The organism is Massilia suwonensis, assembly GCF_042655665.1.
In the GTDB taxonomy this organism is placed as follows: Bacteria; Pseudomonadota; Gammaproteobacteria; order Burkholderiales; family Burkholderiaceae_D; genus Telluria; species Telluria suwonensis.
Window position 1 is genome coordinate 2,121,761 of the sequence record NZ_JBHSMR010000013.1, and the last position, 26,682, is coordinate 2,148,442.

General features: G+C 65.0%; 25 protein-coding genes. 15 read left to right on the forward strand and 10 right to left on the reverse strand.

What is annotated here, in order from left to right:
• Positions 1-14 precede the first annotated feature (14 nt).
• Positions 15-2,660, reverse strand: coding sequence for an aminopeptidase N (pepN, locus tag ACFPQ5_RS17610; protein WP_379758579.1), 2,646 nt, complete (start codon positions 2,658-2,660; stop codon positions 15-17).
• Positions 2,661-2,859: 199 nt separating this feature from the next.
• On the opposite strand from pepN, the gene ACFPQ5_RS17615 reads away from it, so the two are divergent.
• A complete protein-coding gene (locus ACFPQ5_RS17615) occupies positions 2,860-3,507 on the forward strand; it encodes a DUF4136 domain-containing protein (protein WP_379758582.1) in 648 nt (215 codons plus the stop codon).
• A 240-nt stretch (positions 3,508-3,747) separates the two neighbouring features.
• Here the strand turns inward: ACFPQ5_RS17615 and ACFPQ5_RS17620 are convergent, their stop codons facing one another.
• From ACFPQ5_RS17620 to ACFPQ5_RS17635, 4 genes are read right to left on the reverse strand one after another with little or no spacing between them, the layout of a single operon-like run.
• The gene (locus ACFPQ5_RS17620; RefSeq protein WP_168709999.1) at positions 3,748-3,891 is read right to left on the reverse strand and encodes a hypothetical protein; all 144 of its coding nucleotides are present in this window, start codon (positions 3,889-3,891) and stop codon (positions 3,748-3,750) included.
• The gene (locus ACFPQ5_RS17625; protein ID WP_379760149.1) at positions 3,888-4,862 is read right to left on the reverse strand and encodes a quinone oxidoreductase family protein; all 975 of its coding nucleotides are present in this window, start codon (positions 4,860-4,862) and stop codon (positions 3,888-3,890) included. The genes ACFPQ5_RS17620 and ACFPQ5_RS17625 overlap by 4 nt, the downstream gene beginning before the upstream one ends.
• Entirely contained in the window at positions 4,862-5,254 is a 393-nt protein-coding gene (locus ACFPQ5_RS17630) for a methylglyoxal synthase (RefSeq protein WP_379758585.1), read from the reverse strand. Before ACFPQ5_RS17630 ends, ACFPQ5_RS17625 begins: the two co-directional genes overlap by 1 nt.
• A gap of 10 nt (positions 5,255-5,264) precedes the next feature.
• On the reverse strand, positions 5,265-6,188 hold the full coding sequence (locus ACFPQ5_RS17635) for a DMT family transporter (RefSeq protein WP_379758588.1): 924 nt from the start codon (positions 6,186-6,188) through the stop codon (positions 5,265-5,267).
• Between the two features lie 152 nt (positions 6,189-6,340).
• On the opposite strand from ACFPQ5_RS17635, the gene ACFPQ5_RS17640 reads away from it, so the two are divergent.
• The 14 genes from ACFPQ5_RS17640 to pepA all read left to right on the forward strand — a co-directional run bounded on the left by ACFPQ5_RS17640 (position 6,341) and on the right by pepA (position 19,716).
• Positions 6,341-7,144 carry a DUF2182 domain-containing protein gene (locus ACFPQ5_RS17640; RefSeq protein WP_379758591.1) on the forward strand — a complete coding sequence of 268 codons (804 nt, stop codon included), beginning with the start codon at positions 6,341-6,343 and terminating at the stop codon, positions 7,142-7,144.
• 78 nt (positions 7,145-7,222) lie between these two features.
• A complete protein-coding gene (locus ACFPQ5_RS17645) occupies positions 7,223-7,948 on the forward strand; it encodes a YebC/PmpR family DNA-binding transcriptional regulator (protein WP_379758594.1) in 726 nt (241 codons plus the stop codon).
• A gap of 12 nt (positions 7,949-7,960) precedes the next feature.
• The gene (gene purD, locus ACFPQ5_RS17650; RefSeq protein ID WP_379758598.1) at positions 7,961-9,226 is read left to right on the forward strand and encodes a phosphoribosylamine--glycine ligase; all 1,266 of its coding nucleotides are present in this window, start codon (positions 7,961-7,963) and stop codon (positions 9,224-9,226) included.
• A gap of 148 nt (positions 9,227-9,374) precedes the next feature.
• The gene (gene hemF, locus ACFPQ5_RS17655; protein WP_379758601.1) at positions 9,375-10,289 is read left to right on the forward strand and encodes an oxygen-dependent coproporphyrinogen oxidase; all 915 of its coding nucleotides are present in this window, start codon (positions 9,375-9,377) and stop codon (positions 10,287-10,289) included.
• Positions 10,290-10,293: 4 nt separating this feature from the next.
• Complete coding sequence (gene nadD, locus ACFPQ5_RS17660) at positions 10,294-10,953, forward strand: nicotinate (nicotinamide) nucleotide adenylyltransferase (protein WP_379758604.1); 660 nt, start codon at positions 10,294-10,296, stop codon at positions 10,951-10,953.
• Positions 10,953-11,645: a ribosome silencing factor gene (rsfS, locus tag ACFPQ5_RS17665; RefSeq protein ID WP_379758608.1), complete on the forward strand. Its 693-nt coding sequence runs from the start codon at positions 10,953-10,955 to the stop codon at positions 11,643-11,645. The genes nadD and rsfS overlap by 1 nt, the downstream gene beginning before the upstream one ends.
• An 18-nt stretch (positions 11,646-11,663) precedes the next feature.
• The gene (gene rlmH / locus ACFPQ5_RS17670; protein ID WP_136218855.1) at positions 11,664-12,134 is read left to right on the forward strand and encodes a 23S rRNA (pseudouridine(1915)-N(3))-methyltransferase RlmH; all 471 of its coding nucleotides are present in this window, start codon (positions 11,664-11,666) and stop codon (positions 12,132-12,134) included.
• Positions 12,135-12,147: 13 nt separating this feature from the next.
• On the forward strand, positions 12,148-12,768 hold the full coding sequence (locus ACFPQ5_RS17675) for a Maf family protein (protein ID WP_379758612.1): 621 nt from the start codon (positions 12,148-12,150) through the stop codon (positions 12,766-12,768).
• A gap of 298 nt (positions 12,769-13,066) precedes the next feature.
• Positions 13,067-13,810: a hypothetical protein gene (locus tag ACFPQ5_RS17680; protein ID WP_379758615.1), complete on the forward strand. Its 744-nt coding sequence runs from the start codon at positions 13,067-13,069 to the stop codon at positions 13,808-13,810.
• 163 nt (positions 13,811-13,973) lie between these two features.
• The gene (gene rng, locus ACFPQ5_RS17685) at positions 13,974-15,437 is read left to right on the forward strand and encodes a ribonuclease G (protein ID WP_379758619.1); all 1,464 of its coding nucleotides are present in this window, start codon (positions 13,974-13,976) and stop codon (positions 15,435-15,437) included.
• Positions 15,438-15,675: 238 nt separating this feature from the next.
• Entirely contained in the window at positions 15,676-16,566 is an 891-nt protein-coding gene (locus tag ACFPQ5_RS17690) for a sensor histidine kinase (protein ID WP_379758622.1), read from the forward strand.
• A 102-nt stretch (positions 16,567-16,668) separates the two neighbouring features.
• The gene (locus tag ACFPQ5_RS17695) at positions 16,669-17,085 is read left to right on the forward strand and encodes a hypothetical protein (protein WP_379758625.1); all 417 of its coding nucleotides are present in this window, start codon (positions 16,669-16,671) and stop codon (positions 17,083-17,085) included.
• Positions 17,082-18,536: an RAD55 family ATPase gene (locus tag ACFPQ5_RS17700; RefSeq protein ID WP_379758628.1), complete on the forward strand. Its 1,455-nt coding sequence runs from the start codon at positions 17,082-17,084 to the stop codon at positions 18,534-18,536. The genes ACFPQ5_RS17695 and ACFPQ5_RS17700 overlap by 4 nt, the downstream gene beginning before the upstream one ends.
• A gap of 307 nt (positions 18,537-18,843) precedes the next feature.
• Entirely contained in the window at positions 18,844-19,716 is an 873-nt protein-coding gene (pepA, locus tag ACFPQ5_RS17705) for a flocculation-associated PEP-CTERM protein PepA (protein ID WP_379758631.1), read from the forward strand.
• Between the two features lie 57 nt (positions 19,717-19,773).
• Here pepA and ACFPQ5_RS17710 read toward each other — a convergent pair whose 3' ends face one another.
• The 5 genes from ACFPQ5_RS17710 to ACFPQ5_RS17730 are packed head-to-tail and all read right to left on the reverse strand — an operon-like array spanning position 19,774 to position 26,541.
• On the reverse strand, positions 19,774-20,457 hold the full coding sequence (locus ACFPQ5_RS17710; RefSeq protein WP_379758634.1) for an ABC transporter ATP-binding protein: 684 nt from the start codon (positions 20,455-20,457) through the stop codon (positions 19,774-19,776).
• On the reverse strand, positions 20,454-21,161 hold the full coding sequence (locus ACFPQ5_RS17715; RefSeq protein ID WP_379758637.1) for an ABC transporter permease: 708 nt from the start codon (positions 21,159-21,161) through the stop codon (positions 20,454-20,456). The genes ACFPQ5_RS17710 and ACFPQ5_RS17715 overlap by 4 nt, the downstream gene beginning before the upstream one ends.
• Positions 21,162-22,031 carry a formate dehydrogenase accessory sulfurtransferase FdhD gene (locus tag ACFPQ5_RS17720; RefSeq protein ID WP_379758640.1) on the reverse strand — a complete coding sequence of 290 codons (870 nt, stop codon included), beginning with the start codon at positions 22,029-22,031 and terminating at the stop codon, positions 21,162-21,164. It abuts the gene before it with no gap.
• Positions 22,028-24,829, reverse strand: a complete 2,802-nt coding sequence (gene fdhF, locus ACFPQ5_RS17725; RefSeq protein WP_379758643.1) for a formate dehydrogenase subunit alpha — start codon at positions 24,827-24,829, stop codon at positions 22,028-22,030. The genes ACFPQ5_RS17720 and fdhF overlap by 4 nt, the downstream gene beginning before the upstream one ends.
• Complete coding sequence (locus tag ACFPQ5_RS17730) at positions 24,826-26,541, reverse strand: NAD(P)H-dependent oxidoreductase subunit E (protein WP_379758645.1); 1,716 nt, start codon at positions 26,539-26,541, stop codon at positions 24,826-24,828. Before ACFPQ5_RS17730 ends, fdhF begins: the two co-directional genes overlap by 4 nt.
• Positions 26,542-26,682: the final 141 nt, after the last annotated feature.

Below are 26,682 nucleotides of genomic sequence, written 5' to 3' on the forward strand. Positions count from 1 at the left end.
TTGAATACTTGTAATTAATTGGCCAGAGCCTTGCCGACCACTTCGCGCACGTCGTTCGACAGGCGTTGCTGGCCGGCGACCTGCTGCAGCGCCTTCTTCATATGCTCCTGCAGCTCCGGCGTGTAACGACGCCAGCGGTCCATCGCGCGGGCCAGGCGGCTCGCCACTTGCGGGTTCAGGCCGTCGAGCGTGATCACCTGCTCGGCCCAGAAGGCATAGCCGCTGCCGTCCGGGGCGTGGAATTGCACCGGGTTGCCGGCGCAGAAACTGGAAATCAGGCTGCGCGCGCGGTTCGGGTTGCGCAGGTTGAATGCCGGATGGCGCATCAGGCCGCGCACGGCGGCCACGTCGGTGGTTGCGGCGGAGGCCTGCAGCATGAACCATTTGTCGATGACCAGGGCTTCGTCCTCGAATTCATCGTAGAAGCGCTGCAGGGCCGCATCCGCGCCCGGTGCGCGGGCGTGGATCAGCGCGCTCAGCGCGGCGACGCGGTCGGTCATGTTGCCGGCTTCGTCGAACTGCTTCTGGGCCAGCGCCAGGCCCTCTTCGTCCTGCGCCGCGGTCAGATAGGCCAGGCACAGGTTTTTGAGGGCGCGCTTGCCGATCGACAGCGCATCCGGGCTGTACTCGCCCGGGGTCTGGTTCGCTTCGTACTGCGCCAGCAATTCCGTGCGCAGGCGGGCGCCGATGTTGGCGCGCATGAACTGGCGCGCCAGGTGGATCGACAGCGGGTTCACGACCTCGATCTGCTCGGCCACCATGCCTTCCGAGGGCAGCAGCAGCGCCTGTTCGCGGAAGGAAGGGTCGAGCGTCTCGTCGCTCAGCATCTTGCCCATCGCCAGCAGGAAGGTGTCGTCCAGCATCAGGGGCGCGCCGACGCCGGCTTCGCCCGTCAGTTTCAGCAAGCGGCCCATGGCCAGGCGCTGGCCGGCTTCCCAGCGGTTCACGGCATCGCTGTCGTGATTGAACAGGTGCAGCAGGTCGGCGTCGCCATAGTTGTAGTCGAGGATGATCGGTGCGGAAAAGTCGCGCAGGATCGACGGGGTCGGCTGCTCCGGTACGTTCTCGAAGACAAAGGTTTGCTCGCTCTCCGTCAGCTCCAGCACGGTGGTGCTGCCGAGATGCTCGCCGCCGATGGTGAGCGGCAGGTCGCGCCCATCGGCGCCCAGCAGGCCGACGGCGATCGGAATGTGGAAGGGGAACTTGCTGGTCTGGCCAGGGGTTGCCGGGCAGGACTGGAAGAAGGTGATCGTATAGGTACGGGCAATGTCGTCGTAGCGGGTTTCGGCGCGCACGACCGGGGTGCCGGCCTGGCTGTACCAGCGCTCGAACAGGGAGAGGTCGCGGCCGTTCGCATCAGCCATGGCGCGGCGGAAATCGTCGCAGGTGACGGCCTGGCCGTCATGGCGCTCGAAATACAGGTCCATGCCCTTTCTGAAGCCGTCGCGGCCCAGCAGGGTCTGGTACATGCGCACGACTTCGGCGCCCTTCTCGTACACGGTCACCGTATAAAAGTTATTAATTTCGACAAACGAGTCGGGACGCACTGGGTGGGCCATCGGGCCCGCGTCTTCCGGGAACTGGGCCTGGCGCAAGGTGCGCACCTGGTCGATGCGGCCGACGGCACGGCCGGTCTCGGTGCCGATCATGTCGGCCGAGAATTCCTGGTCGCGGAACACCGTCAGGCCTTCCTTCAGCGACAGCTGGAACCAGTCGCGGCAGGTCACGCGGTTGCCGGTCCAGTTGTGGAAGTATTCGTGGCCGACCACGGCTTCGATGCCCTGGAAGTCGATGTCGGTGGCGACGCGCGGATTGGCCAGCACGAACTTCGTGTTGAAGATGTTCAGGCCCTTGTTTTCCATCGCGCCCATGTTGAAGTCGCCGACGGCGACGATCATGAAGCGGTCCAGGTCGAGTTCGAGGTTCCAGCGCTCCTCGTCCCAGCGGATGCTGTTCTTCAGCGACTGCATCGCGTAGTCGGTCTTGTCGAGGTTGCCCTCTTCCACCCAGACCTGCAGCAGGGCGTCACGGCCGTCGGCCAGGCGGAAAGTTTCTTCCTGGCAGACCAGGCGCGCGGCAACCAGCGCGAACAGGTAAGACGGCTTCTTGAACGGGTCTTCCCACTTGGCGTAGTGGCGGCCGTCGCCGAGATCGCCCTCTTCGACCAGGTTACCGTTCGACAGCAGCACCGGATACTTGTCCTTGTCGGCGCGCAGCATGACGGTGAAGACGGCCATGACGTCCGGACGGTCCGGGAAATAAGTAATCGCGCGGAAGCCTTCGGCCTCGCACTGGGTATAAAAACTGCCGTTCGAGGTGTACAGGCCGTTCAGGGTGGTGTTCTGTTCCGGCACGCAGATCGTCTCGATCTCGAGCGTGACCTCTTCCGGGGTGTCGGGAATGGTCAGCAGGCTGCCTTCGATGCGGTAATCCTGTTCGCTCAGGGTGTTGCCGTTCATGCGCAGCGCCACCAGTTCCAGGTTCTCGCCGTAGAGCTCGATTTCGCGCTGGGCGCTGTCGGGATTGCGCCGCAGCGTCATCCGGTTGGCGACGATGGTGCGCGCGGGATCGAGGTCGAAGCCGAGCTCGACGGTGTCCACGAGGTAGCTGGGCGGGGTGTAATCTTTCCTGTAAATCGTCTGGGGCGTGTCGGTGCGCATGGGATTGTCCGAAAAATACAGTCGAAGAAGGGGCCTTATTTTACCAACAAGATTTCACCGGGCACGCGCGATTTCGGTGTGGCGAAATGTGTCCGCATGTGCAGAGGGTAACCAGGTGTAAATTAATCTGCGAAAATTGATGAAAAGGCGCAGTCTGACGCTAGGCAAAGACCATCTAAAAAATCGGAGAGAAAACGAAATGAAACGCTTGATTGCAGCAGGCATGGCGCTCACGGCGCTGTTGCTGGGCGGGTGTGCCAGCACCATCCGCTCGGACGTGACGACCTTCCACCAGTGGCCGGCCCAGCTCGAGGACAAGAGCTATGTCTTCGAGGCGCCGCCGAGCTTCGACAATACGCTGGAATACCAGAGCTACCAGAACCTGGTGCGCGGGCAACTGGCCCAGCTCGGCTTCAACGAGGCCAACACGGGGGCGGCCGCGCTGAAGGTCGGCATGCGCTTCACCACCACCGACGTGCCGGTGCGCGTGATCCAGCCGGTGACGCCGATGTTCTACGACTACCCCTACTACCGTTTCGGCCCGCGCTACTATTCGCGCTTCGGTCCGCGCGGCCGCCTAGCGGGCTGGTACCACCCGTTCTACGATCCGTTCTGGAGCCCTTTCCCGTCTTACGAGGTCTCGATCGAGCACCAGTACCGGCGCGAGCTGCAGGTGTCGATCAAGGACAAGACGGACAAACGCCTGTTCGACGTTACCGTGCATAACATGAGCCGCGAGCTGTCGACGCCCGTGGTGATGCCGGCGCTGGTGCAGAGTGCGTTTACGGGATTCCCGGGGCCGAATGGCCAGGCGCGGCGGATCGAGTTGCAGCGCAAGGATGGTTAAATCAAATGCCGGCGAGAAGCCGGCATTTTTTATTCCTGCGGCGGTTGCGTAACGTAGGGTGGGCTCTCCGAGCCCACGCGGTACGGGCGTATCCATTCACCCGCGGCCGCGAATCACCGCTCGCGAAATCGGCAAACATTCGAACGGTATGCGATCGTTTTTTTGGATGCCGCGCGGGCGACAATTTACCGATTACGGTGAACGGAGACGTGCGTACCGCGTGGGCGCGGAGCGCCCACGCTACGAAAAATACGCCTCGGAAGCAAACGTAATCACAATAATCAGCAACACCGCCAGCAGCAACACAATCAACAAACGCCCGAACTTCGGCGCGCCGACCGTGTCCGGCTCCTGCGGCTCGTTATCGTCGCTGAACTCCCTCATGGCAGCAGGATGGTCGAGCCGGTGGTGCGGCGCGCCTCGAGCGCGGTGTGGGCGGCGGGGGCGTCGGCCAGCGGGAAGCGCTGGCGGATGTCGATCTTCACTTTGCCGCTCTCGACCATGCGGAACAGGTCGTCCGCGCGCTCTTCCAGCTCCGGACGGGTGGACACATACGCCGCCAGAGAAGGCCGCGTGATGTAGAGCGAGCCGCGCGAAGCCAGCTCGTTCATCGAGAACGGCGGCACGGCGCCCGAGGAATTGCCGAAGCTGACCATCAAGCCGCGCGGCTGCAGGCAGTCGAGCGAGCGGATGAAGGTGTCCTTGCCGACCGAGTCGTAGACGACCGGCACCTTCTTGCCACCGGTGATCTCCAGCACGCGCGCCACGATGTCTTCCTCGTTGTAGTTGATCACGTGGGCGGCGCCCGCCGCCAGCGCCAGCTCCGCCTTTTCCTTGGACCCGACGGTGCCGATGAGGTTCACGCCGAGCGCCCGCGCCCACTGGCAGGCGATCAGGCCGACGCCGCCGGCGGCCGCATGGAACAGGATGGTCTGGCCCGGCTGTACCTGGTACGTGCCATGGAACAGGTACTGGACCGTCAGGCCCTGCAGCATCATGGCCGCGCCGGTCTCGAAGTCGATACCATCCGGCAGTTTCACGAGAATGTCGGCCGGCATCGTGCGCAATTCGCTATAGGCGCCGTTCGGACGACCGGCATAGGCGACGCGGTCGCCCGGCTGCACGTGGGTCACGCCCTCGCCCACCGCCTCGACCACGCCCGCTCCTTCCTGGCCCAGGCCCGAAGGCAAGGGCATCGGGTACAGGCCGGTACGGAAATACACGTCGATGAAGTTCAGGCCGATCGCATGCTGGCGCACGCGCGCCTCGCCGGGGCCCGGTTCGCCCACCTCGACGTCGACGTATTCCAGTACTTCGGGCCCGCCGGTGCGGGTCATGCGGATTGCCTTGGCCATCATGCTGTGGTCTCCCTATTGGTTGAGATGAGGCGGCCCAGTACCAGCCGGGCCGTGGATACGTTGGTCGCGCAGGCGACGTCGTGGACGTCGCAGGCGCGCACCAGGGCGTTGATGTCGGGTTCGTGCGGCTGCGGCGTCATCGGATCGCGCAGGAAGATCACGCAATCGATCTCGCCGGTGACGAGGCGGGCGCCGATCTGCAGGTCGCCGCCGAAGGGGCCGGAATGCATGCATTCGACGGCCAAGCCGAGCTCGTTGATCAGGCGCGAACCCGTGGTGCCGGTGGCGACCAGGTTGCAGCCGGCCAGGAAGTCGCGGTATTCGCCGGCGAAGGCGATCATGTCGTCCTTCTTCTTGTCGTGGGCGATGAGGGCGATGCGTGGTTTCATGGTCTCTTTCCTATTTTTTCAGGGACAGCAGCGCAATGCCCGCCAGCACCAGGCCGGTGCCGAGCAGCTGCACCGCCGTGAGCGGCTCGCCCAGCACCAGGAAGCCCAGGAACAGCGTCGACACCGGGCCGATCATGCCGGCCTGCGAGGCGGTCGCCGCGCCGATGCGCTGCACCGCCGCCATGGTCATGAACACCGGGAGGATAGTACAGAAAACGCCGTTCACGAGCGAGAGGCCATACACGGGCAGCGGCTGCACCAGCAATTCGACAGGCCGCAGGATGAAGAATTGCGCCAGGCAGGCCACGCTGGAAACGCACATCGCATAGGCCACCAGGCGCAGCGAACCGATGCGGCGCACCATCTCGCCCGAGCCGAGCAGGTAAAAAGCGTAGCTGAGCGCCGAGCCGAGCACGAACAGCGCACCGAGGATGGTATTGGCCGCTTCGCCGCCGGCCAGGTCGTGCAGGAAGACCAGCACGATGCCGCAATACGACAGCGCCAGCGCGCCCCACTCGGCCGCGCCGATGCGGCGTTTGAAGAACGTGGCCGTGATCACCAGCACGAAGGTCGGCGTCAGGAACAGGATCAGCCGCTCGAGGCCGACCGAGATGTATTGCAGGCCGAGGAAATCCAGGTAGCTCGACAGGTAATAGCCGATCAGGCCGAGCCCGGTGATGCGCCAGCGGTCCGCCGGGCTGAGCGGCGCTTCGGTGCGCATCTTCCAGAGCGCGACGGCAGCAAACACCGGAAGCGAGAACAGCATCCTGAACGCGATCAATGTCACTGCATCGATGTGGTATCGGTACAGCAGTTTGGCGACCACGGCCTTCGTCGAAAACAAGACCGCACCGCCAATCGCGATCGCGAGGCCGGCGATATAGGCCGGACGTGGCAGGGAGGGGGCAGTGGCGGCGGATTCAGGCTGGCTCATCCGACGATTGTACGTCGTCGTACGGAATCGAGCTCGGCAGGGGCCTGGAACGCAAGGGCGCGCCGCCGGTCCAACCTCGGCAATCTCGATCAACGAGGAGGAACAATGCTGAACTGGAGCATGGGGCGGCTGCCCGGCCGGGGAGCACCTGGATGACGGCCCTGATCCGCGTCGACACCCAGCCCGGCCGCGAACGCCCGCTCGTCATCGCCTGCCTGGCGATGCTGGTGGCGCTCTGCTGGGCCTGCCTCGTGTTTCGCGCCCTGCGCATCGCCACGCTCGAGCCGGTCGTGCTCCCGGCCGGCCCACTGCCCGACAATGGGCTCGGCGCGGCCCCGCTGCCCTACCGCGCGCCGGAACTGCTGCTGCTATTGGCGATGTGGGGTGCGATGCTGTCGGCGATCACCCTGCCGGCAGCCACGCCGGTCATCCTGCTGTTCGCCCGCATCAACCGGCTGGCGCAGACGGTGCGCTTCCCGAACATCGGCACCTTCTTCTTCGTCCTCGGCTACCTGGCCGCCTGGAGCGGCTTCGGCGCCGTCGCCACGCTGGCGCAATGGGCGCTGCACGACGCCGGCGCGCTCGACGCCGGCATGGCCATCGTCAACCCGAGCGTCTGCGGCCTGGCCCTGGTCGCGGCCGGAACCTACCAGTGGACGCCGGCCAAGCACCGCTGCCTGCAGCACTGCCGGGCGCCGCTCTCCTTTGTCGTGGCGGGCTGGCGGCCGGGCCTGCCGGGCGCGCTGGGCATGGGTATTACGCACGGCCTGCATTGCATCGGCTGCTGCTGGCTGCTGATGCTGCTGCTGTTCGCCGCCGGGGTGACCAACCTGGGTGCCCTGCTCGCCCTGGCGGGCCTGATACTGGCCGAAAAGCTGCTGCCGCGCGGCCCCGTGGTGGCCTGTATCAGCGGCCTGGTGCTTGTTGCGTGGGGGACACTGTTGCTGTTTCCATAAGGGCGATGGGGCCTTGGCGGGCGGGTGCGCATGTTAAAATGTCGGCCACTCTTGCATACCGTCTAAGGAATTCTCGACATGGCTGGACACAGCAAATGGGCCAACATCAAGCACAAGAAAGCCGCCACTGACGCCAAGCGCGGCAAGATCTGGACCCGACTGATCAAGGAAATCACGGTCGCCGCACGCATGGGCGGCGGCGATATCGACGCCAACCCGCGCCTGCGCCTGGCGGTCGACAAGGCGGCCGACGCCAACATGCCGAAGGACAACGTCACGCGCGCGATCCAGCGTGGCTCGGGTAGCCTGGAAGGCGTGGACTACGAAGAGATCCGCTACGAAGGCTACGGCATCGGCGGCGCGGCGATCATCGTCGACTGCATGACCGACAACCGCGTGCGTACCGTGGCCGAAGTGCGCCATGCCTTCAGCAAGTTCGGCGGCAACATGGGTACCGAGGGTTCGGTCGCCTTCATGTTCAAGCACACCGGCCAGTTCCTGTTCGCGCCGGGCGTGGAAGAGGACAAGCTGATGGAAGCGGCGCTGGAAGCCGGCGCCGATGACGTGGTGCAGGACGAGGAAGGCGGCTTCGAAGTGCTGTGCGATCCGTTCGCCTTCTCGAGCGTCAAGGATGCACTGGAAAAGGCCGGCTTCAAGGCCGAGGTGGCCGAAGTCATCATGAAGCCTGCAACCGAGACCGTGTTTACCGGCGAAGACGCGATCAAGATGCAGAAACTGCTCGACGCGCTGGAAAACCTGGACGACGTGCAGGAAATCTATACCAACGCCGTCATCGAAGAATAAGGCTTGCGCCCCATGAAGATCCTGGTAGTCGGCTCCGGTGGCCGCGAACACGCCCTGGCCTGGAAACTGGCCCAATCCGAACGCGTCCAGATGGTGTACGTCGCGCCGGGCAACGGCGGCACCGCCGCCGACTCGCGCCTGGTGAATGTCGAGATCACGGACCCGGCCGCGCTGGCCGATTTCGTCGTGGCCGAACACATCGCGCTGACCCTGGTCGGCCCGGAAGCCCCGCTGGCCGCCGGCATCGTCAACCTGTTCCGCGCACGCGGCCTGAAAATCTTCGGGCCCACGCGCGAAGCGGCGCAACTGGAAAGCTCGAAAGACTTCGCCAAGGCCTTCATGCAGCGCCACGGCATCCCGACCGCGAAGTACCAGAGTTTCTCGGATGCCGCGCAAGCCCACGCCTACGTCGACGCCAACGGCGCGCCGATCGTCATCAAGGCCGACGGCCTGGCGGCAGGCAAAGGCGTCGTTGTCGCCATGTCGCTCGAGGAAGCGCATGCGGCGGTCGACCACATGCTGTCCGATAACGCCTTCGGCGACGCCGGCGCGCGCATCGTGATCGAGGAATTCCTGGCCGGCGAAGAAGCCAGCTTCATCGTCATGTGCGACGGCAAGCACGTCCTGCCGATGGCCACCTCGCAAGACCACAAGCGCCTGAAGGACCAGGACCAGGGCCCGAACACGGGCGGCATGGGCGCCTATTCTCCGGCGCCGATCGTGACTCCGGCGATGCATGCGCGCGTGATGCGCGAGATCATCAACCCGACCATCCAGGGCATGGCCAAGGACGGCATCCAGTTCACCGGCTTCCTGTACGCCGGCCTGATGATCGATGCCGACGGCAATCCGCGTACGCTGGAATTCAACTGCCGCATGGGCGACCCGGAAACCCAGCCGATCATGGCGCGCCTGAAAAGCGACTACGTGACGGTGCTGGAACACGCCTGCAACGGCACGCTCGACCAGGTCGAACTCGAATGGGACCGCCGCACGGCAGTCGGTGTGGTGATGGCAGCCGCCGGTTATCCGGACAGCCCGCGCAAGGGCGACGCCATCGAAGGCATCCCGGCCGAGACGCCTGAGTGCGTGACCTTCCATGCCGGCACCCAGGTGGTGGGCGGCACGCTGCAGACCAATGGCGGGCGCGTGCTGTGCGTCGTGGGGCTGGGCGACAGCGTCAAGATGGCGCAGAAGCAGGCCTACGAGGGCGTCGACAAGATCCGTTTCGATGGTGCGCAGTTCCGGCGTGACATCGGGTGGCGTGGAGTCAAATAAGCGCGTTTCGATTTCGGAAGCGTTGTAATGCGTGGAGTCGGGACTCCACCCTACGGTAGGGTGGAGTCCCGACTCCACGCGTTTACACCATTCGCACTGCGGCGCAGTGTACAATCCCCCACTTATTTTTCCGTCACCACGCATTTCAATGTCCACGCCCTCCCCATCCGCCATCAAAGCCTGGCTGCTCGACCTGCAGCAACGCATCGTCGCGGGACTGGAAGCGGTGGACGGCAAGCCTTTCCTGCGCGACAGCTGGGAACGCCCGGAAGGCGGCGGCGGGATCTCGCGCCTGATCGAGGAAGGCAATGTGCTGGAACGCGGCGGCGTGAATTTCTCGCACGTGACCGGGACCAACCTGCCGCCGTCGGCGGCGGCAAGCCGTCCCGAGCTGGCCGGCCGCGCCTGGGAAGCGATGGGCGTGTCGCTGGTGCTGCACCCGCGTAATCCCTACGCGCCGACGGTGCACATGAACGTGCGCTTCTTCGAAGCCACGGCCGAAGGGAAAGACCCGGTCTGGTGGTTCGGCGGCGGCATGGACCTGACGCCCTACTACGGCAACATCGACGACGCCCGCCACTTCCACCAGGTCTGCCACGATGCGCTCGCGCCCTACGGCGAGGGCCTGTACCCGCGCTTCAAGAAGTGGTGCGACGAGTACTTTTATATTAAACACCGCAAGGAAGCGCGCGGGGTCGGCGGCATTTTCTTCGACGACTTCAACGAGCTGCCTTTCGACGAAGCCTTCGCCATGGTGCGCAGCGCCGGCGACGCCTTCCTCGACGCTTATCTGCCGATCCTGGAGCGCCGCAAGGACACGCCTTACGGCGAACGCGAACGCGACTTCCAGGCCTACCGCCGCGGCCGCTATGTCGAGTTCAACCTCGTGTGGGACCGCGGCACCCATTTCGGCTTGCAGTCGGGCGGACGCACCGAGGCGATCCTGATGTCGCTGCCGCCGATCGTAAAATGGCGCTACGACTGGCATCCGGAACCGGGCAGCCCTGAAGCGGTGCTGTATTCGGACTTCCTGCCGCACCGCGACTGGCTACGCAGTGAGTAAATGCGTGACCGCATGCATCGCCCTGCTCGGGGGCAGCTTCGATCCTGTCCACCACGGCCACGTCGCGCTGGCGCGGCTGTTCTGCGCGCTGCTGCAGCCGAGCGAGCTGCGCGTGCTGCCTGCGAAACCCTGGCAAAAAGCGTCGCTGCAGGCCAGCGACGACGACCGCGTGGCGATGCTGGAACGGGCATTCGAAGACACCGGCTTGCCGGTCGTAATCGACCAGCGTGAACTGGTGCGCGGTACGGCCACCTATACGGTCGAGACCCTGCGCGGCTTGCGCGCGGAACTGGGGCCGCAGGCGTCGATCGTCTTCCTGATGGGGGCCGACCAGCTGCAAAACCTCGACAGCTGGCGCGAATGGCAGCAGCTGTTCGAACTGGCCAACATCGGGGTGGCGGCGCGGCCGGGCTACACCCTGGATCAACAAGCGCTGCCGCCGGCGGTAGCGCGTGAACTGGCGCCGCGGCTGGCGCCGCCCGAACAAGTGCGCACCACGGCTGCCGGCCTGGTGTGCCTGGCGCATACCCTGGCGGTCGACATCTCGGCTACCCAGGTACGCGCCCTGCTGCACGGAGCGGGCGAGCCGCGTACAGACGTGAACTCGCTGGTGCCGTCGGTAGTGCTAGACTATATTCAACAACATCATTTATACAAGAACTAATGGATATCAAAAAACTGCAAACGGTCGTCGTCGACGCCCTCGAAGACGTCAAGGGCCAGGAGATCATGCTGTTCGACACGACCGGGCTGACCAGCCTGTTCGACCGGATTGCGGTCGTTTCGGGTACGTCGAACCGCCAGACGAAGGCGCTGGCCGCCTCGGTGCGCGACAAGGTCAAGGAAGCAGGCGGCGACGTCGTCGGCATGGAAGGCGAGGACACCGGTGAATGGGTGCTGGTCGACCTGGGCGACATGATCGTCCACATCATGCAGCCGGCGATCCGCCAGTACTACCGCCTCGAGGAAATCTGGGGCGAGAAGCCGGTCAAGCTGGGCGCGGCCAAGCGCAAGTCGACCCCGGAAGCGGCGGAAGCTGCCGAGCCGAAAACGAAATCGAAGCACCTGGCGGCGAACCAGGATGCGCCGGAAGTCAAGCCGGTCAACGAGCGCAAGCCTGCTGCGAAGAAGGCCGCAGCGACCAAGACTGCCGCTGCGAAAGCGCCTGCGAAGAAAGCGGCAGCGAAAGCCGTCGGCAAGACCGTGCGCGTCGCCCCCAGCAAGACCGAGATCGCCGCCGTCGAGGCGACCAAGGCCAAGCCGCCGAAGCGCACGCCGAAAGTTGCCTCCGCAGCCGAAGGCGCCGCACCGGCCAAGAAGGTCATCAAGCGCGTTACCAAGAAGGTTGCAGAGTAATTTTCCAGCTGAGTTTCAATGCAACTGATCATCGCCGCGGTCGGCCATAAAATGCCGGCCTGGATCGAAACCGGCTTCGCCGAGTACACGAAGCGCATGCCGCCCGAGCTGCGCATCGTGCTCAAGGAAATCAAGCCGGTCGAACGGTCCGGCAGCAAGACGGCCGCCACCGCGATGGCGCTCGAACGCGAGCGCATTGAGGCGGCACTGCCGAAAGGCGTACGCATCATCGCGCTCGACGAGCGCGGCAAGGACCTGACCAGCGTCGGCCTGTCCCAGCAATTGCAGGCCTGGCAGCAGGATGGCCGCGACACCGCCTTTCTGATCGGCGGCGCCGACGGCCTCGATCCGGAACTCAAGGCCCGGGCCGAAGGTCTGATCCGTATTTCCAGCATGACCTTGCCGCACGGGGTAGTACGGGTCATGCTGGCGGAGCAGCTCTACCGGGCCTGGACCATTACCCAGAACCATCCGTACCACCGCGTCTGACGGCATTTATCTTATGAAAGTCCTCGACAAGAAAATCTACCTCGCCTCGAAAAGCCCGCGGCGGCGGGAACTGCTGCGCCAGGTCGGCGTGGACTTCGACCTGCTGATGCTGCGCAGCGACCCTGCGCGCGGCGCCGTCGACGTCACCGAAGACGTGCACCCGGGCGAGCCGGCCCACGATTACGTGGTGCGCGTGGCGCTCGAAAAAGGCGCTTTCGCCTGGCGCGTGCTGCAGCAGCGCCGCCAGCCGCTGCGCCCGGTGTTGACGGCCGACACGACCGTCACGGTGGACGACGAGATCCTCGGCAAACCGGCCGACCCGGCCGAGGCGGCAGCGATGCTGGAACGCCTGTCGGGCCGCACCCACCAGGTCCTGACCACGGTCGCCGTGCACTTCACCGACATGGCCGAACACGTGACGCAGGTGTCGAACGTGCGGTTTACCAAACTCACGCCGCAGGCCATCCGCGCCTATTGCGCCACGCCGGAACCCTACGACAAGGCCGGCGCCTACGGCATCCAGGGCCTGGGCGCGCTGTTCATCGAGCACATCGAAGGCAGCCACTCGGGCATCATGGGCCTGCCCCTGTTCGAAACGGCCGCGCTGCTGCGCAAGGCCGGCGTCGTCATCTGATTCAGGCCAGGGCGCCGCAACGGCGCCTTGTCCGTGCACCCTGAACAGCCGCAAGCGCGGCTGCGTCGCCTTCCCTTTTCCGTTTTTACCAGCGCCTTGCGCGCCAAGCAGGCACGACTGTGGCGTCCGCGCATCGATTGCAAAAATATAAATATATTTTTTTAACATTCGATATCGTGCGCGCGGCCGCACTCGTATGCTTCTTGTCATAAAGCTGTCATCGATCTCGTGTAATGCGAGACGACTGGCCGAGGTCTCGTCCGAGCGGTGACAGCCCAAAAAAATCAAAGGGGCTTGGATGTCAAACTATCAAATTTCAATCAATCGCCATGCGATTGCGCATGCGCTCGCAACCGTGATCGCCCTGCTGGTGGCCGCCAGCCTGCTGGGACAGATTGCCCGCTTCGAGTTCGGACACGATTACGTGTATGGCCTGGTGCATCTGTTCAATGTGGACGGCGAACGTAACATTCCCACCTTCTTCACGGTGCTGCTGGCCGCGCTGGCAGCCGTGCTGCTGGTGGTGATCGGCCTGGCCAGCCGCGAACGCGAAAAGAACGACAGCCGCTACTGGTTCGCGCTGGCCGCCGGTTTCGTTTTCCTCGGCTACGACGAAGCCTTCCAGGTCCACGAGCAGATGGTCGCGCCGATGCGCCAGCTGATGGGCAATACCAACCTGGGCGTGTTCTATTTCGGCTGGGTCGTGCCGGGCATCCTCGGCGTGTGCGCGCTGGCCCTGTTCTTCCTGAAATTCCTGCTGCGCCTGCCGGCCACGACGCGCCGCTGGCTGCTGTTCGCCGGTGCGCTGTACGTCGGCGGCTGCATCGGCATGGAACTGCTCGATGGCAAATATATCGAAGCCTATGGCGAAAACATGACCTACAGCGTGCTGGTGACGATCGAGGAAGCGCTCGAGATGTCGGGCCTGGCCACCCTCATCCATACCCTGCTCGGGCATATCGCCGAAGCCAGCGCCAGGGTCGAGTTCCGCATCGACGCCGCTGCCCAGCCTAGCCTGGTCGCCCAGCCGGAATTCAACTAAGCCTGTTTTACAGGCGCCTTCCCTGCGCGCCGGCCGCCAACGCGGCCGGCGTTGCCGTTTACGCCTGCCCCGAAGATGACCCGGCGGCGGTGGCCGCCTCTCCACGCGCCACACCCCAGCGTGTATCATGACACTCTGAACAATATTCCCCGGCGCAGCGCTCATGAACGAAGACATCCTCATCAATATCACCCCGCAGGAAACGCGCGTGGCGCTGGTCCTGCAGGGCGCGGTGCAGGAGTTGCATATCGAGCGCACGCTGACGCGCGGACTGGCCGGGAACGTCTATTCGGGCAAGGTCGTGCGCGTGCTGCCGGGCATGCAGTCGGCCTTCATCGACATCGGCCTCGAGCGCGCGGCCTTCCTGCACGTCGCCGACATCTGGGAAGCGCGCCCGCACGACAATTCGAACACGCCGCCCACGCCCATCGAAAAGCTGCTGTACGACGGCCAGGTGCTGACGGTGCAGGTGATCAAGGATCCGATCGGCACCAAGGGCGCGCGCCTGTCGACCCAGATCTCGATCGCCGGACGCATGCTGGTCTACCTGCCGCAGGACAACCACATCGGCATCTCGCAAAAGATCGAGAAGGAAGCCGACCGCGAACTGCTGCGCACGCGCATGGCGGGCCTGCTGCCGCCCGAAGAAAAGGGTGGCTACATCGTGCGCACCCAGGCCGAGGAAGCGCTCGATTCCGACCTCGCCGCCGACATCGATTACCTGCGCAAGACCTGGGGCGCGATCCAGCACGGCGCGCGTACCCGTCCGGCCACGAGCCTGCTGTACCAGGACCTGAACCTGGCCCAGCGCGTGCTGCGCGATTTCGTGCACGACGAGACGGCGACGATCCAGGTCGATTCGCGCGAAAACCACGCCATGCTCGTCGAGTTCGCCAAAATCTACACGCCGAGCGTGCTGGCGCGCCTGCAGCATTACACGGGCGAGCGGCCGCTGTTCGACCTCTATGGGGTCGAGGAAGAAATCCTGCGCGCGCTGGGCCGGCGCGTCGACCTCAAGAGCGGCGGCTACCTGATCGTCGACCAGACCGAGGCGATGACGACCATCGACGTGAATACCGGCGGGTATGTGGGCGGCCGCAATTTCGCGGATACGATCTTTAAAACCAACCTGGAAGCGGCGCACGCGATCGCGCGCCAGCTGCGCCTGCGCAACCTGGGCGGCATCATCATCCTCGACTTCATCGACATGGAAAACAACGAGCACCGCAACGCCGTGCTCGCCGAGCTGAAGAAGACGCTGGCACGCGACCGTACCAAGGTGTCGGTGAGCGGCTTCTCGGCCCTGGGTCTGGTCGAAATGACGAGGAAGCGCACGCGCGAATCGCTCGCCCACATCCTGTGCGAGCCCTGCCCGGCCTGCGCCGGCAAGGGGCAGGTGAAAACCTCGCGCACGATCTGCTACGAGATCCTGCGCGAACTGCTGCGCGAAGCGAAGCAGTTCAATCCGCGCGAATTCCGCATCCTGGCCTCGCAGGAAGTGGTGGACCTATTCCTCGAAGAAGAGTCGCAGCACCTGGCGATGCTGGGCGACTTCATCGGCAAGAAGATTTCGCTGCAGGTGGAAAAAGGTTACCACCAGGAACAGTACGACGTGATCCTGATGTAGGAGCATGCCGGCGCCGGCACAGGAGAAATCGACGCTGCCCATGCGTGAACCAAAGGGCGCGGCGAGGTTCAAACTCCTATTGGGATGTCCCGGCGGCGCTACTGCAACAGTCCGAAGGTCTTGAATTGTTTGCAGATCGCTTCTTTTTGTTGACTCGGCCGCTGAATCTGGCTTAGCGTTTCGCAGCCAGCTATTCGTGTCAAAGCGTTCTCCGCAGCCAGCCAAACTGCTTTCGATCATGCCTACAACACCATCCGGCCGCAGCAGCGAGGCGCATGGCCAGCGCCAATCCAGGCAGCCTGAATCACACGACGCGCATGACGGGCTCGCTGTCGACGACGAGCGCGAAGCGCCGATGCTGCGCCTGACCCAGGACCAGATGCTGGTCAACCAGGCCCTGGTGGAAAAAATCTTTGCCTGCGAGCGGGCCGAAATCGCCCTGCGCCAATCGGAACAGAAACTGCACGACCTGCTCGCGCACCAGCACGCCACACGCGAGGACGAACGCAAGCAGATTTCCCGCCGCCTGCATGATTCGCTGGCCCAGAACCTGCTGGCGCTACGCATGGACATCGTCATGATGCACCAGCAAACGACCGGCAAGCATTACCGCCTGCGCGACCGCATCGGCGCCGCGCTCGACAATGTCGACGTCACGCTGCGCTCGGTGAAGGAATTGCTGGGAGAATTGCGGCCGGCCTGCCTCGAACTCGGCTTGCTGGCGACCATCGAAATGGAACTGCGCAAGTTCTCGCGCGCCAGCGGCATCGCCTACGACCTGCGCGCCCATCCCGGGCTGGGCGAGCTGGTGCTGAACGAAGAGGAAGTGCTGACCGTGCACCGGGTGTTGCAGGAAGCGCTGAACAACGTGTGCCGGCATTCGCTGGCCAGCCGGGTCATCGTGCAGCTCGAGACCGGGGCCGGCACGCTGGCCATGACGATCACCGACAACGGCATCGGCTTCGACCAGGCCGCGCCGCGCAAGCCGAACAGCTTCGGCCTGCTCGACCTGGTCGAGCGCGTCGCCGCCCACCGCGGCCACCTGGTCGTGAGCGGTGCGCGCGGACACGGCACCGAAGTGCGCCTGCAGCTTCCCCTCAGCCAGGCCTGCGCGAACGATCCGGTCTAGCGCCGATCGGATAGAACATGCATTGACATCATCTATCCACCGGCCGGAACGTGGCGGCCGATTGCCGGTCGGCGTGCCTTTGCTCATGACTGCTGAACGCTGATGCCCATACCGACCGAGCTGCTCGTGAAGATGACCGGCAGGCTCACACCCGACGATGGTCCCGCGACTGCGGAGGCGGCGCTGCACGTGTGGCGTACGCTGTTTCGCAAACTCGCACCCCTGCTCGGCCCCCTGAGCACGGAACTGATGTTCGCGCGCAGCCTGGCGGCGCGGCACCCCGCCTTCCCCTGGCTGCCCCAGCTCGCGCCCGACGCCGAGCAGGCCGCCTTCGCACGCTTTGCACCCAGTCTCGACGCGCGTTCCCCGGACGACATCGCGGCAGCCAATCGCGCCCTGCTGGAAACGTTCACATCCGCGCTGGCCGACCTGATCGGCATGCAGCTGGCCGTACGCCTGCTGCATGCGGCCTTTCCCGACGACGATGCCAAAAAGAATACTTTGGAGAAAACGGCATGACCGACAAAATCGACCTGCGCGTGCTGGACAGTGGCGTCCCTGGACTCGACACCATCCTTGGTGGCGGCCTGCCCGAGTTATCGTTCAACATCATCGGCGGCGCGCCCGGCAGCGGCAAGACCACCTTCGCCCAGCAGATGATGTTCGGCATGGCAACGCCCCAGCGCAAGGCGCTTTTCTTTACCGCCATGGGCGAGCCGCCGGTCAAGATGCTGCGCTACCAGCAACAGTTCGATTTCTTTGACTTCGACAAGATAGGCAACGAAGTCAACTTCATCAGCCTGGCCGCCTCGGTCGAAAAGGGCAACTACGATGTCGTGCTGACCGAGATCCTGGAGGCGGTGCGCCAGCATGCGCCGGCGCTGGTGTTCTTCGATTCCTTCCGCTCCTTCATCCAGGGCGCGCGCGGCGACCAGCAGGAAGCGGCGGCGCTGCAGATCTTCGTGCAGCGCCTGGTGTCGCACATGACCAGCTGGAACGCGACCAGTTTCCTGATCGGCGAATACCTGGCCGAGGAAGCGGACCAGAACCCGATCTTCACCGTGGCCGACGGCATCTTCTGGCTGACCCAGCACGTGGAACGCAACGCGATGTCGCGCAAGATCCAGGTGGTCAAGATGCGTGGCCAGAAGCAGCGCTCGGGCCTGCACGCCTTCCGCATCGACCGCGGCGGCGTCCAGGTGTTCCCGCGCATCATTCCGGAAATGGCGCCGCAGCGTCCCGCACCGCTGGCCACGAGCGAGCGCCTGTCCTCGGGCGTGCCGGTCCTCGACGAGATGCTCGGGGGCGGCATCCCGCCCGGCTACTCGGTGCTGCTGGTCGGCCCGGCCGGTTCCGGCAAGAGCATCCTGTCCACCGAATTCCTGGATGCAGGTGCGCAAAACGGCGAAACCGGCGTGGTGGCCCTGTTCGAGCGCGCGCCTGATCAGATCATGAATCCCAAGCTGAAGGCCATGGTCGACGCCGGCCAGGTCGGCATGGTGACGGTCCGTGCGCTCGACGTGTCGATCGACGAGATCCTGTATGAACTGATGAACGAGATCGACGCGCGCAAGGCCACCCGCCTGGTGCTCGATTCGCTGACCGGTTTCGAGATGGCCCTCTCGCCCGAGTACCGCGACGACTTCCGCGAGTCGCTGTACCGCATGGCGACGGTGCTGAATGCGAAAGGCGTCACCGTCGTCATGACCAGCGAGCTGGAAGACCGCTACGGCGAACTGCGCTTCAGCCCCTACGGCAGCGCGATCCTGGTCGACGCCGTCATCATGCAGCGTTTCGTCGAATGGGAATCCGAACTGCACACGGTCATCTCCGTCATCAAGGTCCGCGGCAGCAAGCACAGCCGCCAGATCCGCATCTTCGAGATTACCGACGATGGCGTACGCATCAGCGCCACGCCGGCGCCCTTCGAGGGCGTGCTGACCGGGTGCACGCAGGGGCGCACCGGCTGAGCCGTCACCCTGGCCATTGCACAACGCCAGCCTGCGCGCTGGCGTTTTTATTGGGCGATCGGTGCGGCTGCGTTCTGAAAGAACAAGATTTCAAGTCTGAAAACGGTTCATTTCAGTTTGCAAACACATTTGCACAATTTTTCGTTCTTACCGGAAATGCCGATTTGTCGGGATTTTTTACATGTATTTACGAGACTTGATTGAAGTTCCTGTAATCAATTGATTCTTAAGACTAATGTTTTCAGGCACGAGGATTGCTTTACCTAAAGTACCCCTGCCCCCATGACATTTTGTCGAGAGAGTAATAATGAAATTTGTTAAACAACTGATCTGCGCCGCAGCCGTCGTTCTCGGCTCCACCGGTGCCGCAATGGCCGAGCCAGTACTCAACAATTGGGTCTTCAATCCGGTCGGCGGCGGCTTCGCCACGGGCCAGAAGATCAACGAATACCTGGACATCAACGGCAACGCCTTCATCCAGCTGAGCCGGACCGGTGCCACTTCCTTTTCGTTCAAGGAAACCGCCGTGTTCAACATCATTCAGGCGGACAGCAACGGCAAACTGTTCCCGCTGAAATACCGCGGCGGCAATATCACGGCCACCTTCGAGGCCTCCGGCAGCGGCACCTTCAGCGGCGCCTTCAGCTTCAGCAGCGGCACCATCCGCATGTACCAGAATCCGGTCAATGACAAGTACGCCGGCACGGACGGCTTCTACGGGGCCAATCTGGGCGAGATGATCGCCGAGTTCAACGTGCTGGAGGGCGGCGGCGGACTGGTCGATGCCAAGGGCAGCCCGGTGCGCAACGGGCAGGTCAGCGTCTTTGCCGAAGCGGCACCGGGCAAGCTCGACGCCGGGTACTTCTTCAACAGCGCCGGCCGCGACCTGTCGACTTCCTCGGTCCTGGCTTTCGCCTTCACCAACGCCAACACGGTCGGCTCGCCGACCAAGCGCCTGGTGAGCGAAGTGGCCTGCCAGTTCGCCGGCTTCAACGGCCCAGGCTGCACCACCGGAACCTATCGCAATCGTCCGGGCGAGTACTTCTTCCTCGGTACGAATGGCCAGTTCAAGCTGGCCGAAGTGAAAGAAGTGCCGGAGCCGGGCTCGATCGCCCTGTTCGGCATCGCCCTGCTGGCGGCGGGTGCGGTGTCGCGCAAGCGCAAGGCGGCGCAGCAGTAAGCATCGAACTCCGACGCGAAAAGAGCGGCCATCGGCCGCTCTTTTTGTATGTCTTTGCTATTGCGCTTCGCCGTGCTCTCCCTTGTGGGATCGATATTCGAGATGACCGTCGCGCAATTTGAGGCGCCGCACGCCGGGCAGCCCGATCAGGTCGCGGTCGTGGCAGGCCATGACGACCGTGGTCCCCTGCTCCATCAGGGTCGGGATCAGCGCGATCACCTGCTCGCGCGCCGCGCCGTCGAGGTTCGCGGTCGGCTCGTCCAGCAGCAGCAGGCGCGGCTGCAGCACGCGCGCGCGCGCCAGCGCCACGCGCTGCTTCTCGCCGCCCGACAGCCTGGCCGGGTCGGTCTCGCGCAGGTAGGCCACGCCGGCCCAGTCCATCGCCGCTTCCACGACGGCCGCCACGCGCGCCCTGGGCTCGCCGCGCGCCACGAGGCCATAGCCGATGTTCTGCGCGACGCTGGTCGAAAACATGACCGGATGCTGGTGCACATAGACGATGGCGCGGCGCAGTGCTTGCGGATAAGGATGCAGCGACACCGGCTTGCCGTCGAATTCGACCGCCCCCGCCTGCACCGGTTCGAGTCCCGCCAGCGCGCGCAGCAGCGTGCTTTTTCCCACGCCGTTGGCGCCGGTCAGCACGTAGGCGCTGGCGGCGTCCAGGGTCAGCTCGCCGATGTCGAACAGCAGGCGCTCGCCATGGCGCTTGACCAGGCCGCGTACCGTGAGCAGGGCGCTCATGTGCGCCCTCCCGCCGTGTGGGCTTCGCCCTGCAGCAGCATCAATGCGCCATTCATCAGCAGCGCCAGCGCGACCAGCACGATGCCCAGCGCAATCCCTTGCGCGAACTCGCCCTTGCTGGTCTCCAGCGCGATGGCCGTGGTGATGGTGCGCGTCTCGCCTTCGATGTTCCCGCCTACCATCAGGGCGCAGCCGACTTCCGAGATCACGCGTCCGAAGCCGCTGATCACGGCCGCCATCACGCCGTAGCGCGCCTCGTGCAGGACGGTGGTCATGATGCGCCAGCGCGAGGCGCCCAAGGCGCGCGCCGTCTCCGCATAGCGCGCATCGAGCGCCTGCACCGCCGCCAGCGTAAAAGCCAGCAGCACCGGCAGGCCGACCACGAACTGGCCCGCGATGATGCCGGACTGCGAGAACAGCCACTCCAGGGGGCCGAGCGGCCCGCGGCGCGACAGCAGCAGATACAGCAGGAGGCCGATCAGGACCGTCGGCAAGGATAATGCGCACTGCGCCAGCCAGATGGCGATGCGGCGCCCCGGGAAGCGGTGCATGGCGATCGCGTAGCCCAGCAGGACGGCCGGCGGCGTGGCCAGCAGCAGGCCGATGATGCTGGTCTTGAGGGAGACCCAGATGATGCGCCACAGGGCCGCATCGCCCGAGAACAGCAGCCCGAAGGCATGCGCCGTGGCGTCGAACAGCGACATTCAGGCCGAACGTGGCACGGGGGGCAGCTCGAGCAGTTCGGGCTCGAACACGAGCCGCTCCTGCCCGGCCAGCAGCAGGAAGTGCTTGCCGGTGCAGCGCGCCAGCAGCGACATGCCGACCTTTTCCGCCACCATGTGTCCCATCTGCGTGGTGCCCGAGCGCGACAGCAGGAAGGGAATGCCCATCTGCGCGCCCTTGATCACCATCTCGGACGTCAACCTGCCGGTCGTATAGAACACCTTGTCCTCGCCGCGCATCCCCTCCAGCCACATCAGGCCGGCGATGGCGTCGACCGCGTTGTGACGGCCTACGTCCTCGACGAAATACAGCAGCTCGCCCGTGTTCGAGAACAGCGCGCAGCCGTGCACCGAACCGGCCTGTTTATAGATCGACTGCTGGGTGCGGATGGTGTCGACGATGCGGTAGACGACGGATTGGGTCAGGCGCGCACTATCATCCAGGGAAATAGTCTCGACCTCATCCATTAATCCGCCAAATACCGACCCCTGCCCGCAGCCGGTGGTGACGACCTTTTTCGCGGTGCGCTCTTCCACGTCGGCGATGCCGCTGCGGGTGACGACCGCCACCGCATCGACCGACCAGTCGACCTGCACCGAGACCACGTCTTCGATGCTGCGCACCAGGCGCTGGTTGCGCAGGTAGCCAAGGGTCAGGGCTTCCGGCGCGCCGCCCAGCGTCATCAGGGTGACCAGCTCGCGCTTGTCCACGTACACCGTCAGCGGGCGCTCGGCCGGAATCGAGATCGTCGACGCGCGGCCCCGCTCGTCCAGCGCGCTCACCTCGTGGGTTAGGTGGGCGCGTGCATCGGAGAGGAGCGGTCTGTAGCGTGGCAAGTCTTGTTGGTTCATGTTGCCGATTGTGCCATGCCGGCGAGGATTTGGCCGCCACCGTAGCTGCTCTGGTGTGCGACCTCCCCGCCCGGCGTGACCTTGATCGCGCAGTACTTGAACTCCGGGATCTTGCCGAAGGGGTCGAGCGCGGCGTTCGTGAGGCGGTTGATCGCCGCCTCGTAGTAGCAGAAGGGCACGAAGATCGCGCCCACGGGCGAGCTGTCGTCGGCGCGCGCATACAGCACCACTTCGCCGCGGCGCGAGGCGATCGTGATCGGCGCGCCCGGTTTCACTCCCATGCGCTCCAGGTCGAGCGGGTGCACCAGCGCCACCGGATCGGGCTCGATCGCATCCAGCACGGTGGCGCGGCGGGTCATGCTGCCGGTGTGCCAGTGCTCGAGCTGGCGGCCCGTGATCAGCACCATCGGGTACTCGCTGTCGGGACGCTCGTCGGCCGGAATGATGTCGGCCGGGACGAAGCGCGCCCTGCCCCCTTCGCGCGGGAACAGCTCGGTGAACACGACCGGCTGGCCGATGTCGCCCTCGTTCATGCACGGGTAGACGACGGCGCCGTTCTTTTCCAGGCGCTCCCAGGTGATGCCGCCGATGGAAGGCATGGTGTGGCGCATCTCGTCGAACACTTCCGACACGTGGCCGTAGTTCCACGGCAGGCCGAGGCGGTTGGCGATCTGCTGGATGATCCACAGGTCCTGCTTGGCTTCGCCGGGCGGGTCGATCGCCTGGCGGCCCAGCTGGACCAGGCGGTCGGTATTCGTGAACGTGCCGGTCTTCTCGGGGAAGGCGGAGGCCGGCAGGATCACGTCGGCGAGATACGCCGTCTCGGTCAAAAAGATGTCCTGCACCACCAGGTGCTCCAGCGCGGCCAGCGCGGCGCGCGCGTGATTCGCGTCCGGGTCGGACATGGCCGGGTTCTCGCCCATGATGTACATGCCGCGGATCTGGCCGTGGTCGATCGCGTCCATGATCTCGACCACCGTCAGGCCCGGCTTCGGATCGAGCTTCGTACCCCAGGCCTGCTCGAATTTTTCGCGCGCCTGCGCGTTGTCGACGCGCTGGTAGTCCGGCAGCATCATCGGGATCAGGCCGGCGTCGGAGGCGCCCTGCACGTTGTTCTGGCCGCGCAGCGGATGCAGGCCGGTGCCGGGACGGCCGATCTGGCCCGTCATCAGCGACAGCGCGATCAGGCAGCGCGCATTGTCGGTGCCGTGGATGTGCTGCGAGACGCCCATGCCCCACAGGATCATCGATCCCTTCGAGGTCGCGTACAGGCGCGCCACGTAGCGGATGGTCTCGGCATCGATGCCGCAGATCGGCGCCATCGCTTCCGGACTGTACTCGGCGACGTTCTTTTCCAGCTCTTCGTAGCCGATCGTGCGGCTGGCGATGAAGGCTTCATCGACCAGGCGTTCGCTCACGATCACGTGCATCATCGCGTTCAGCAGCGCGACGTCGGTGTCGGGCTTGAACTGCAGGTAGCGGTGCGCGTGGCGGGCGAGCTCCGAGCGGCGCGGATCGAGCACGATCAGCTTGGCGCCTGTGCGCACGGCATTCTTGATCCAGGTGGCGGCGACCGGGTGGTTCACGGTCGGATTGGCGCCGATGATGACGATGACCTCGGCGCGGGTGACGTCCATCACCGGGTTCGACACGGCGCCCGAGCCGATCCCTTCCAGCAGGGCCGAGACCGAGGAGGCGTGACACAGGCGCGTGCAGTGGTCGACGTTGTTCGTGCCGAAGCCGGTACGCACCAGCTTCTGGAACAGATACGCTTCCTCGTTGCTGCCCTTGGCCGAGCCGAAGCCGGCCAGCGCGGCGCCGCCGTGCGTGTCGCGGATCTGGGCCAGCTTGCCGCCGGCCAGTTCTAAAGCTTCTTCCCACGTCGCTTCGCGGAACACATCGAGTACGCGATCCGGGTCCATCACGAAGTCGCCTGTCTTCGGCACGCCGGCGCGGCGGATCAGCGGTCTCGTGAGGCGATGCGGATGGTGCGCATAATCGAAGCCGTAGCGGCCCTTCACGCACAGGCGGCCGAGATTGGCCGGGCCGTTGCGGCCCTCCACGTACAGGATCTTGTTGTCCTTGACGTTGTAGGTCAGCTGGCAGCCGACGCCGCAATACGGACAGACCGAATCGACCTGCTTATCCGGGATGTTCAGCGCCACTTCGCGCGCCGGCATCAGGGCACCGGTCGGGCAGGCCTGCACGCATTCGCCGCAGGCCACGCAGGTGGAGTTGCCCATCGGGTCGTCCTGGTCGAACACGATCTTCGCGTTCTCGCCACGGAAGGCCAAGCCGATGACGTCGTTCACCTGTTCGTCGCGGCAGGCGCGCACGCAGCGCGTGCACTGGATGCAGGCGTCGAGATTCACCGTGATCGCGGCGTGGGTGGCATCAACCTGCGGCTGGCGGCGCGTCGAAGTGAAACGCGGCTTGCCGACGCCGAGCTTTTCGGCCCACAGGTCGACTTCGTTCTTGCGGGTGTACTCGGCTTCCGGCATGTCGGCCAGCAGCAGTTCGAGCACCATCTTCTGCGCGGCGGTCGCGCGGGTGCTGTCGGTGCTGACCTTCATGCCCTGGCTCGGATGGCGGCAGCAGGACGGCGCCAGCGTGCGTTCGCCGTTGATCTCGACCATGCAGGAGCGGCAGTTGCCGACGGCCTCGAAGCCTTCCTTGTAGCACAGGCGCGGGATCTCGATGCCTTCGCGGCCGGCGACCTCGATCAGGGTCTCGTGCGGCAGCGCTTCGACGGCGCGGCCATTGAGTTCGAATGTGATGGTTTGGATCGGAGCGTTCATGATTTGACTGTCTCCAGCTCGTGCGGGAAGTATTTGATGACGCAATCGAAAGGATTTGGCGCCGCCTGGCCGAGGCCGCAGATCGAGGCGTCGCGCATCACCTGCGACAGTTCGCCCAGCAGCGGCACGTCCCACACCGGCTTGTTGATGATGTCGAGTGCTTTCGCGGTGCCGTTGCGGCAGGGCGTGCACTGGCCGCAGGACTCGTCCTTGAAGAAGGCCAGCGTATTGCGGGCGGCGGCGGTGGCCGTATCGTGCTGCGACAGCACGACCACGGCGGCCGAGCCGATGAAGCAGCCATAGGGCTGCAGGGTGTCGAAGTCGAGCGGGATGTCGCCCATCGCGGTCGGCAGGATGCCGCCCGAGGCGCCGCCCGGCAGGTAGGCATAGAAGCTGTGGCCGTCCTGCATGCCGCCGCAGTACTCATCGATCAGTTCCGTGATCGTGATGCCAGCCGGGGCCAGCTTGACGCCCGGTTCCTTGACGCGGCCCGAGACCGAGAACGAACGCAGGCCGCGCCGCCCGTTGCGGCCGAAGCTGGCGAACCATTCTCCGCCGCGCTCCAGGATCTCGCGCACCCAGTGCAGGGACTCGAAATTGTGTTCCAGCGTAGGCCGGCCGAACAGGCCCACTTGCGCCACATAAGGCGGACGCAATCTCGGCATGCCGCGCTTGCCCTCGATCGATTCGATCATGGCCGACTCTTCGCCGCAGATATACGCTCCAGCGCCGCGGCGCAAATGGATCGGCGGCATGCCCTGCACTGGCGGGTCAAGCCGCAGCTTTTCCAGCTCGGCTTCCAGCATGGCGCGGCAGCCGTGGTATTCGTCGCGCAGGTAGATGTAGATGGCCTCGATGCCGACCGCCCAGGCGGCGATCAGGGCGCCTTCCAGGAAGCGGTGCGGGTCGCGCTCGAGGTAGACGCGGTCCTTGAACGTGCCGGGCTCGCCTTCGTCGATGTTAATCGCCATCAGGCGCGGGCCGGGCTCGGCGCGCACGATGCGCCACTTGCGGCCCAGCGGGAAGCCGGCGCCGCCGAGGCCGCGCAGGCCGGAGGCTTCCAGCGTCTTGATCACGTCTTCGACTTCGTGCTGACCGGCGACGCAGGCGCGCAGCAGCTGGTAGCCGCCACCCTCGCGGTAGGCCGCGTAATCGGCATGGGTCGTCACCGCATCGGTCGTGATGCCGGCGGCGGCCTTGGCCACGACGGCATCAAGCGTCGCGTTGGGAATCGCATGCTGCCCCACCATCGCTGCCGGCGCCTGTTCGCAGCGGCCGACGCACGGGGCTTCCAGCAGGCGTACTTCGCGGCCCAGCAGGGCCGGCAGTTTCGCCAGCAGCTCACGCGCGCCCGCCATCTCGCAGGACAGGCCGGCGCAGACGCGCACCGTCAGCGCCGCCGGGGCGGCCTCGCCTTCCTTGACCACGTCGAAGTGGTGGTAGAAGGTGGCGACCTCGTAGACCTCGGTCTGCGCCAGGCGCATTTCCTGCGCCAGCGCGGCCAGGTGTGCGCTCGAGAGGCAGCCGAAATGGTCCTGGATCTTGTGCAGGTGCTGGATCAAAAGGTCGCGCTGGCGCGATTCGGCGCCGAGCAGGGCCTGGACGTCGGCGAGGGCCTGCGGCTCGACGCGGCGGCCCTTCGGGGCTTCGCGCTTGCGCTGGCGGCTGGCGCCGGCGTTGGCGACGGCGATCGGGATGATGGGGTGGTTCATGGTTCGTCCCAGGTTGTGATCTGTGTTGCGTTGGTTTGTTGTGTGGTATGCGAGCGGTGATACCGCGTGGGCACAGAGTGCCCACCCTACAAAACCGGGCAGTCGTAGGGTGGGCACTCCGTGCCCACGCAGTACGACACC

Excerpts from the sequence above, each read along its gene's own strand:
- ACFPQ5_RS17640 (WP_379758591.1), top strand. The coding sequence starts at position 6,341 with ATGACGGCCCTGATCCGCGTCGACACCCAGCCCGGCCGCGAACGCCCG.
- ACFPQ5_RS17730 (WP_379758645.1), bottom strand. The coding sequence starts at position 26,541 with ATGAACCACCCCATCATCCCGATCGCCGTCGCCAACGCCGGCGCCAGC.
- rsfS (WP_379758608.1), top strand. The coding sequence starts at position 10,953 with ATGGATATCAAAAAACTGCAAACGGTCGTCGTCGACGCCCTCGAAGAC.
- fdhF (WP_379758643.1), bottom strand. The coding sequence starts at position 24,829 with ATGAACGCTCCGATCCAAACCATCACATTCGAACTCAATGGCCGCGCC.
- ACFPQ5_RS17620 (WP_168709999.1), bottom strand. The coding sequence starts at position 3,891 with ATGAGGGAGTTCAGCGACGATAACGAGCCGCAGGAGCCGGACACGGTC.
- rng (WP_379758619.1), top strand. The coding sequence starts at position 13,974 with ATGAACGAAGACATCCTCATCAATATCACCCCGCAGGAAACGCGCGTG.
- pepA (WP_379758631.1), top strand. The coding sequence starts at position 18,844 with ATGAAATTTGTTAAACAACTGATCTGCGCCGCAGCCGTCGTTCTCGGC.
- ACFPQ5_RS17700 (WP_379758628.1), top strand. The coding sequence starts at position 17,082 with ATGACCGACAAAATCGACCTGCGCGTGCTGGACAGTGGCGTCCCTGGA.
- ACFPQ5_RS17690 (WP_379758622.1), top strand. The coding sequence starts at position 15,676 with ATGCCTACAACACCATCCGGCCGCAGCAGCGAGGCGCATGGCCAGCGC.
- ACFPQ5_RS17720 (WP_379758640.1), bottom strand. The coding sequence starts at position 22,031 with ATGAACCAACAAGACTTGCCACGCTACAGACCGCTCCTCTCCGATGCA.
- pepN (WP_379758579.1), bottom strand. The coding sequence starts at position 2,660 with ATGCGCACCGACACGCCCCAGACGATTTACAGGAAAGATTACACCCCG.
- ACFPQ5_RS17710 (WP_379758634.1), bottom strand. The coding sequence starts at position 20,457 with ATGAGCGCCCTGCTCACGGTACGCGGCCTGGTCAAGCGCCATGGCGAG.
- ACFPQ5_RS17675 (WP_379758612.1), top strand. The coding sequence starts at position 12,148 with ATGAAAGTCCTCGACAAGAAAATCTACCTCGCCTCGAAAAGCCCGCGG.
- rlmH (WP_136218855.1), top strand. The coding sequence starts at position 11,664 with ATGCAACTGATCATCGCCGCGGTCGGCCATAAAATGCCGGCCTGGATC.
- purD (WP_379758598.1), top strand. The coding sequence starts at position 7,961 with ATGAAGATCCTGGTAGTCGGCTCCGGTGGCCGCGAACACGCCCTGGCC.
- ACFPQ5_RS17625 (WP_379760149.1), bottom strand. The coding sequence starts at position 4,862 with ATGGCCAAGGCAATCCGCATGACCCGCACCGGCGGGCCCGAAGTACTG.
- ACFPQ5_RS17715 (WP_379758637.1), bottom strand. The coding sequence starts at position 21,161 with ATGTCGCTGTTCGACGCCACGGCGCATGCCTTCGGGCTGCTGTTCTCG.
- ACFPQ5_RS17635 (WP_379758588.1), bottom strand. The coding sequence starts at position 6,188 with ATGAGCCAGCCTGAATCCGCCGCCACTGCCCCCTCCCTGCCACGTCCG.
- ACFPQ5_RS17695 (WP_379758625.1), top strand. The coding sequence starts at position 16,669 with ATGCCCATACCGACCGAGCTGCTCGTGAAGATGACCGGCAGGCTCACA.
- ACFPQ5_RS17645 (WP_379758594.1), top strand. The coding sequence starts at position 7,223 with ATGGCTGGACACAGCAAATGGGCCAACATCAAGCACAAGAAAGCCGCC.
- ACFPQ5_RS17680 (WP_379758615.1), top strand. The coding sequence starts at position 13,067 with ATGTCAAACTATCAAATTTCAATCAATCGCCATGCGATTGCGCATGCG.
- ACFPQ5_RS17630 (WP_379758585.1), bottom strand. The coding sequence starts at position 5,254 with ATGAAACCACGCATCGCCCTCATCGCCCACGACAAGAAGAAGGACGAC.
- ACFPQ5_RS17615 (WP_379758582.1), top strand. The coding sequence starts at position 2,860 with ATGAAACGCTTGATTGCAGCAGGCATGGCGCTCACGGCGCTGTTGCTG.
- hemF (WP_379758601.1), top strand. The coding sequence starts at position 9,375 with ATGTCCACGCCCTCCCCATCCGCCATCAAAGCCTGGCTGCTCGACCTG.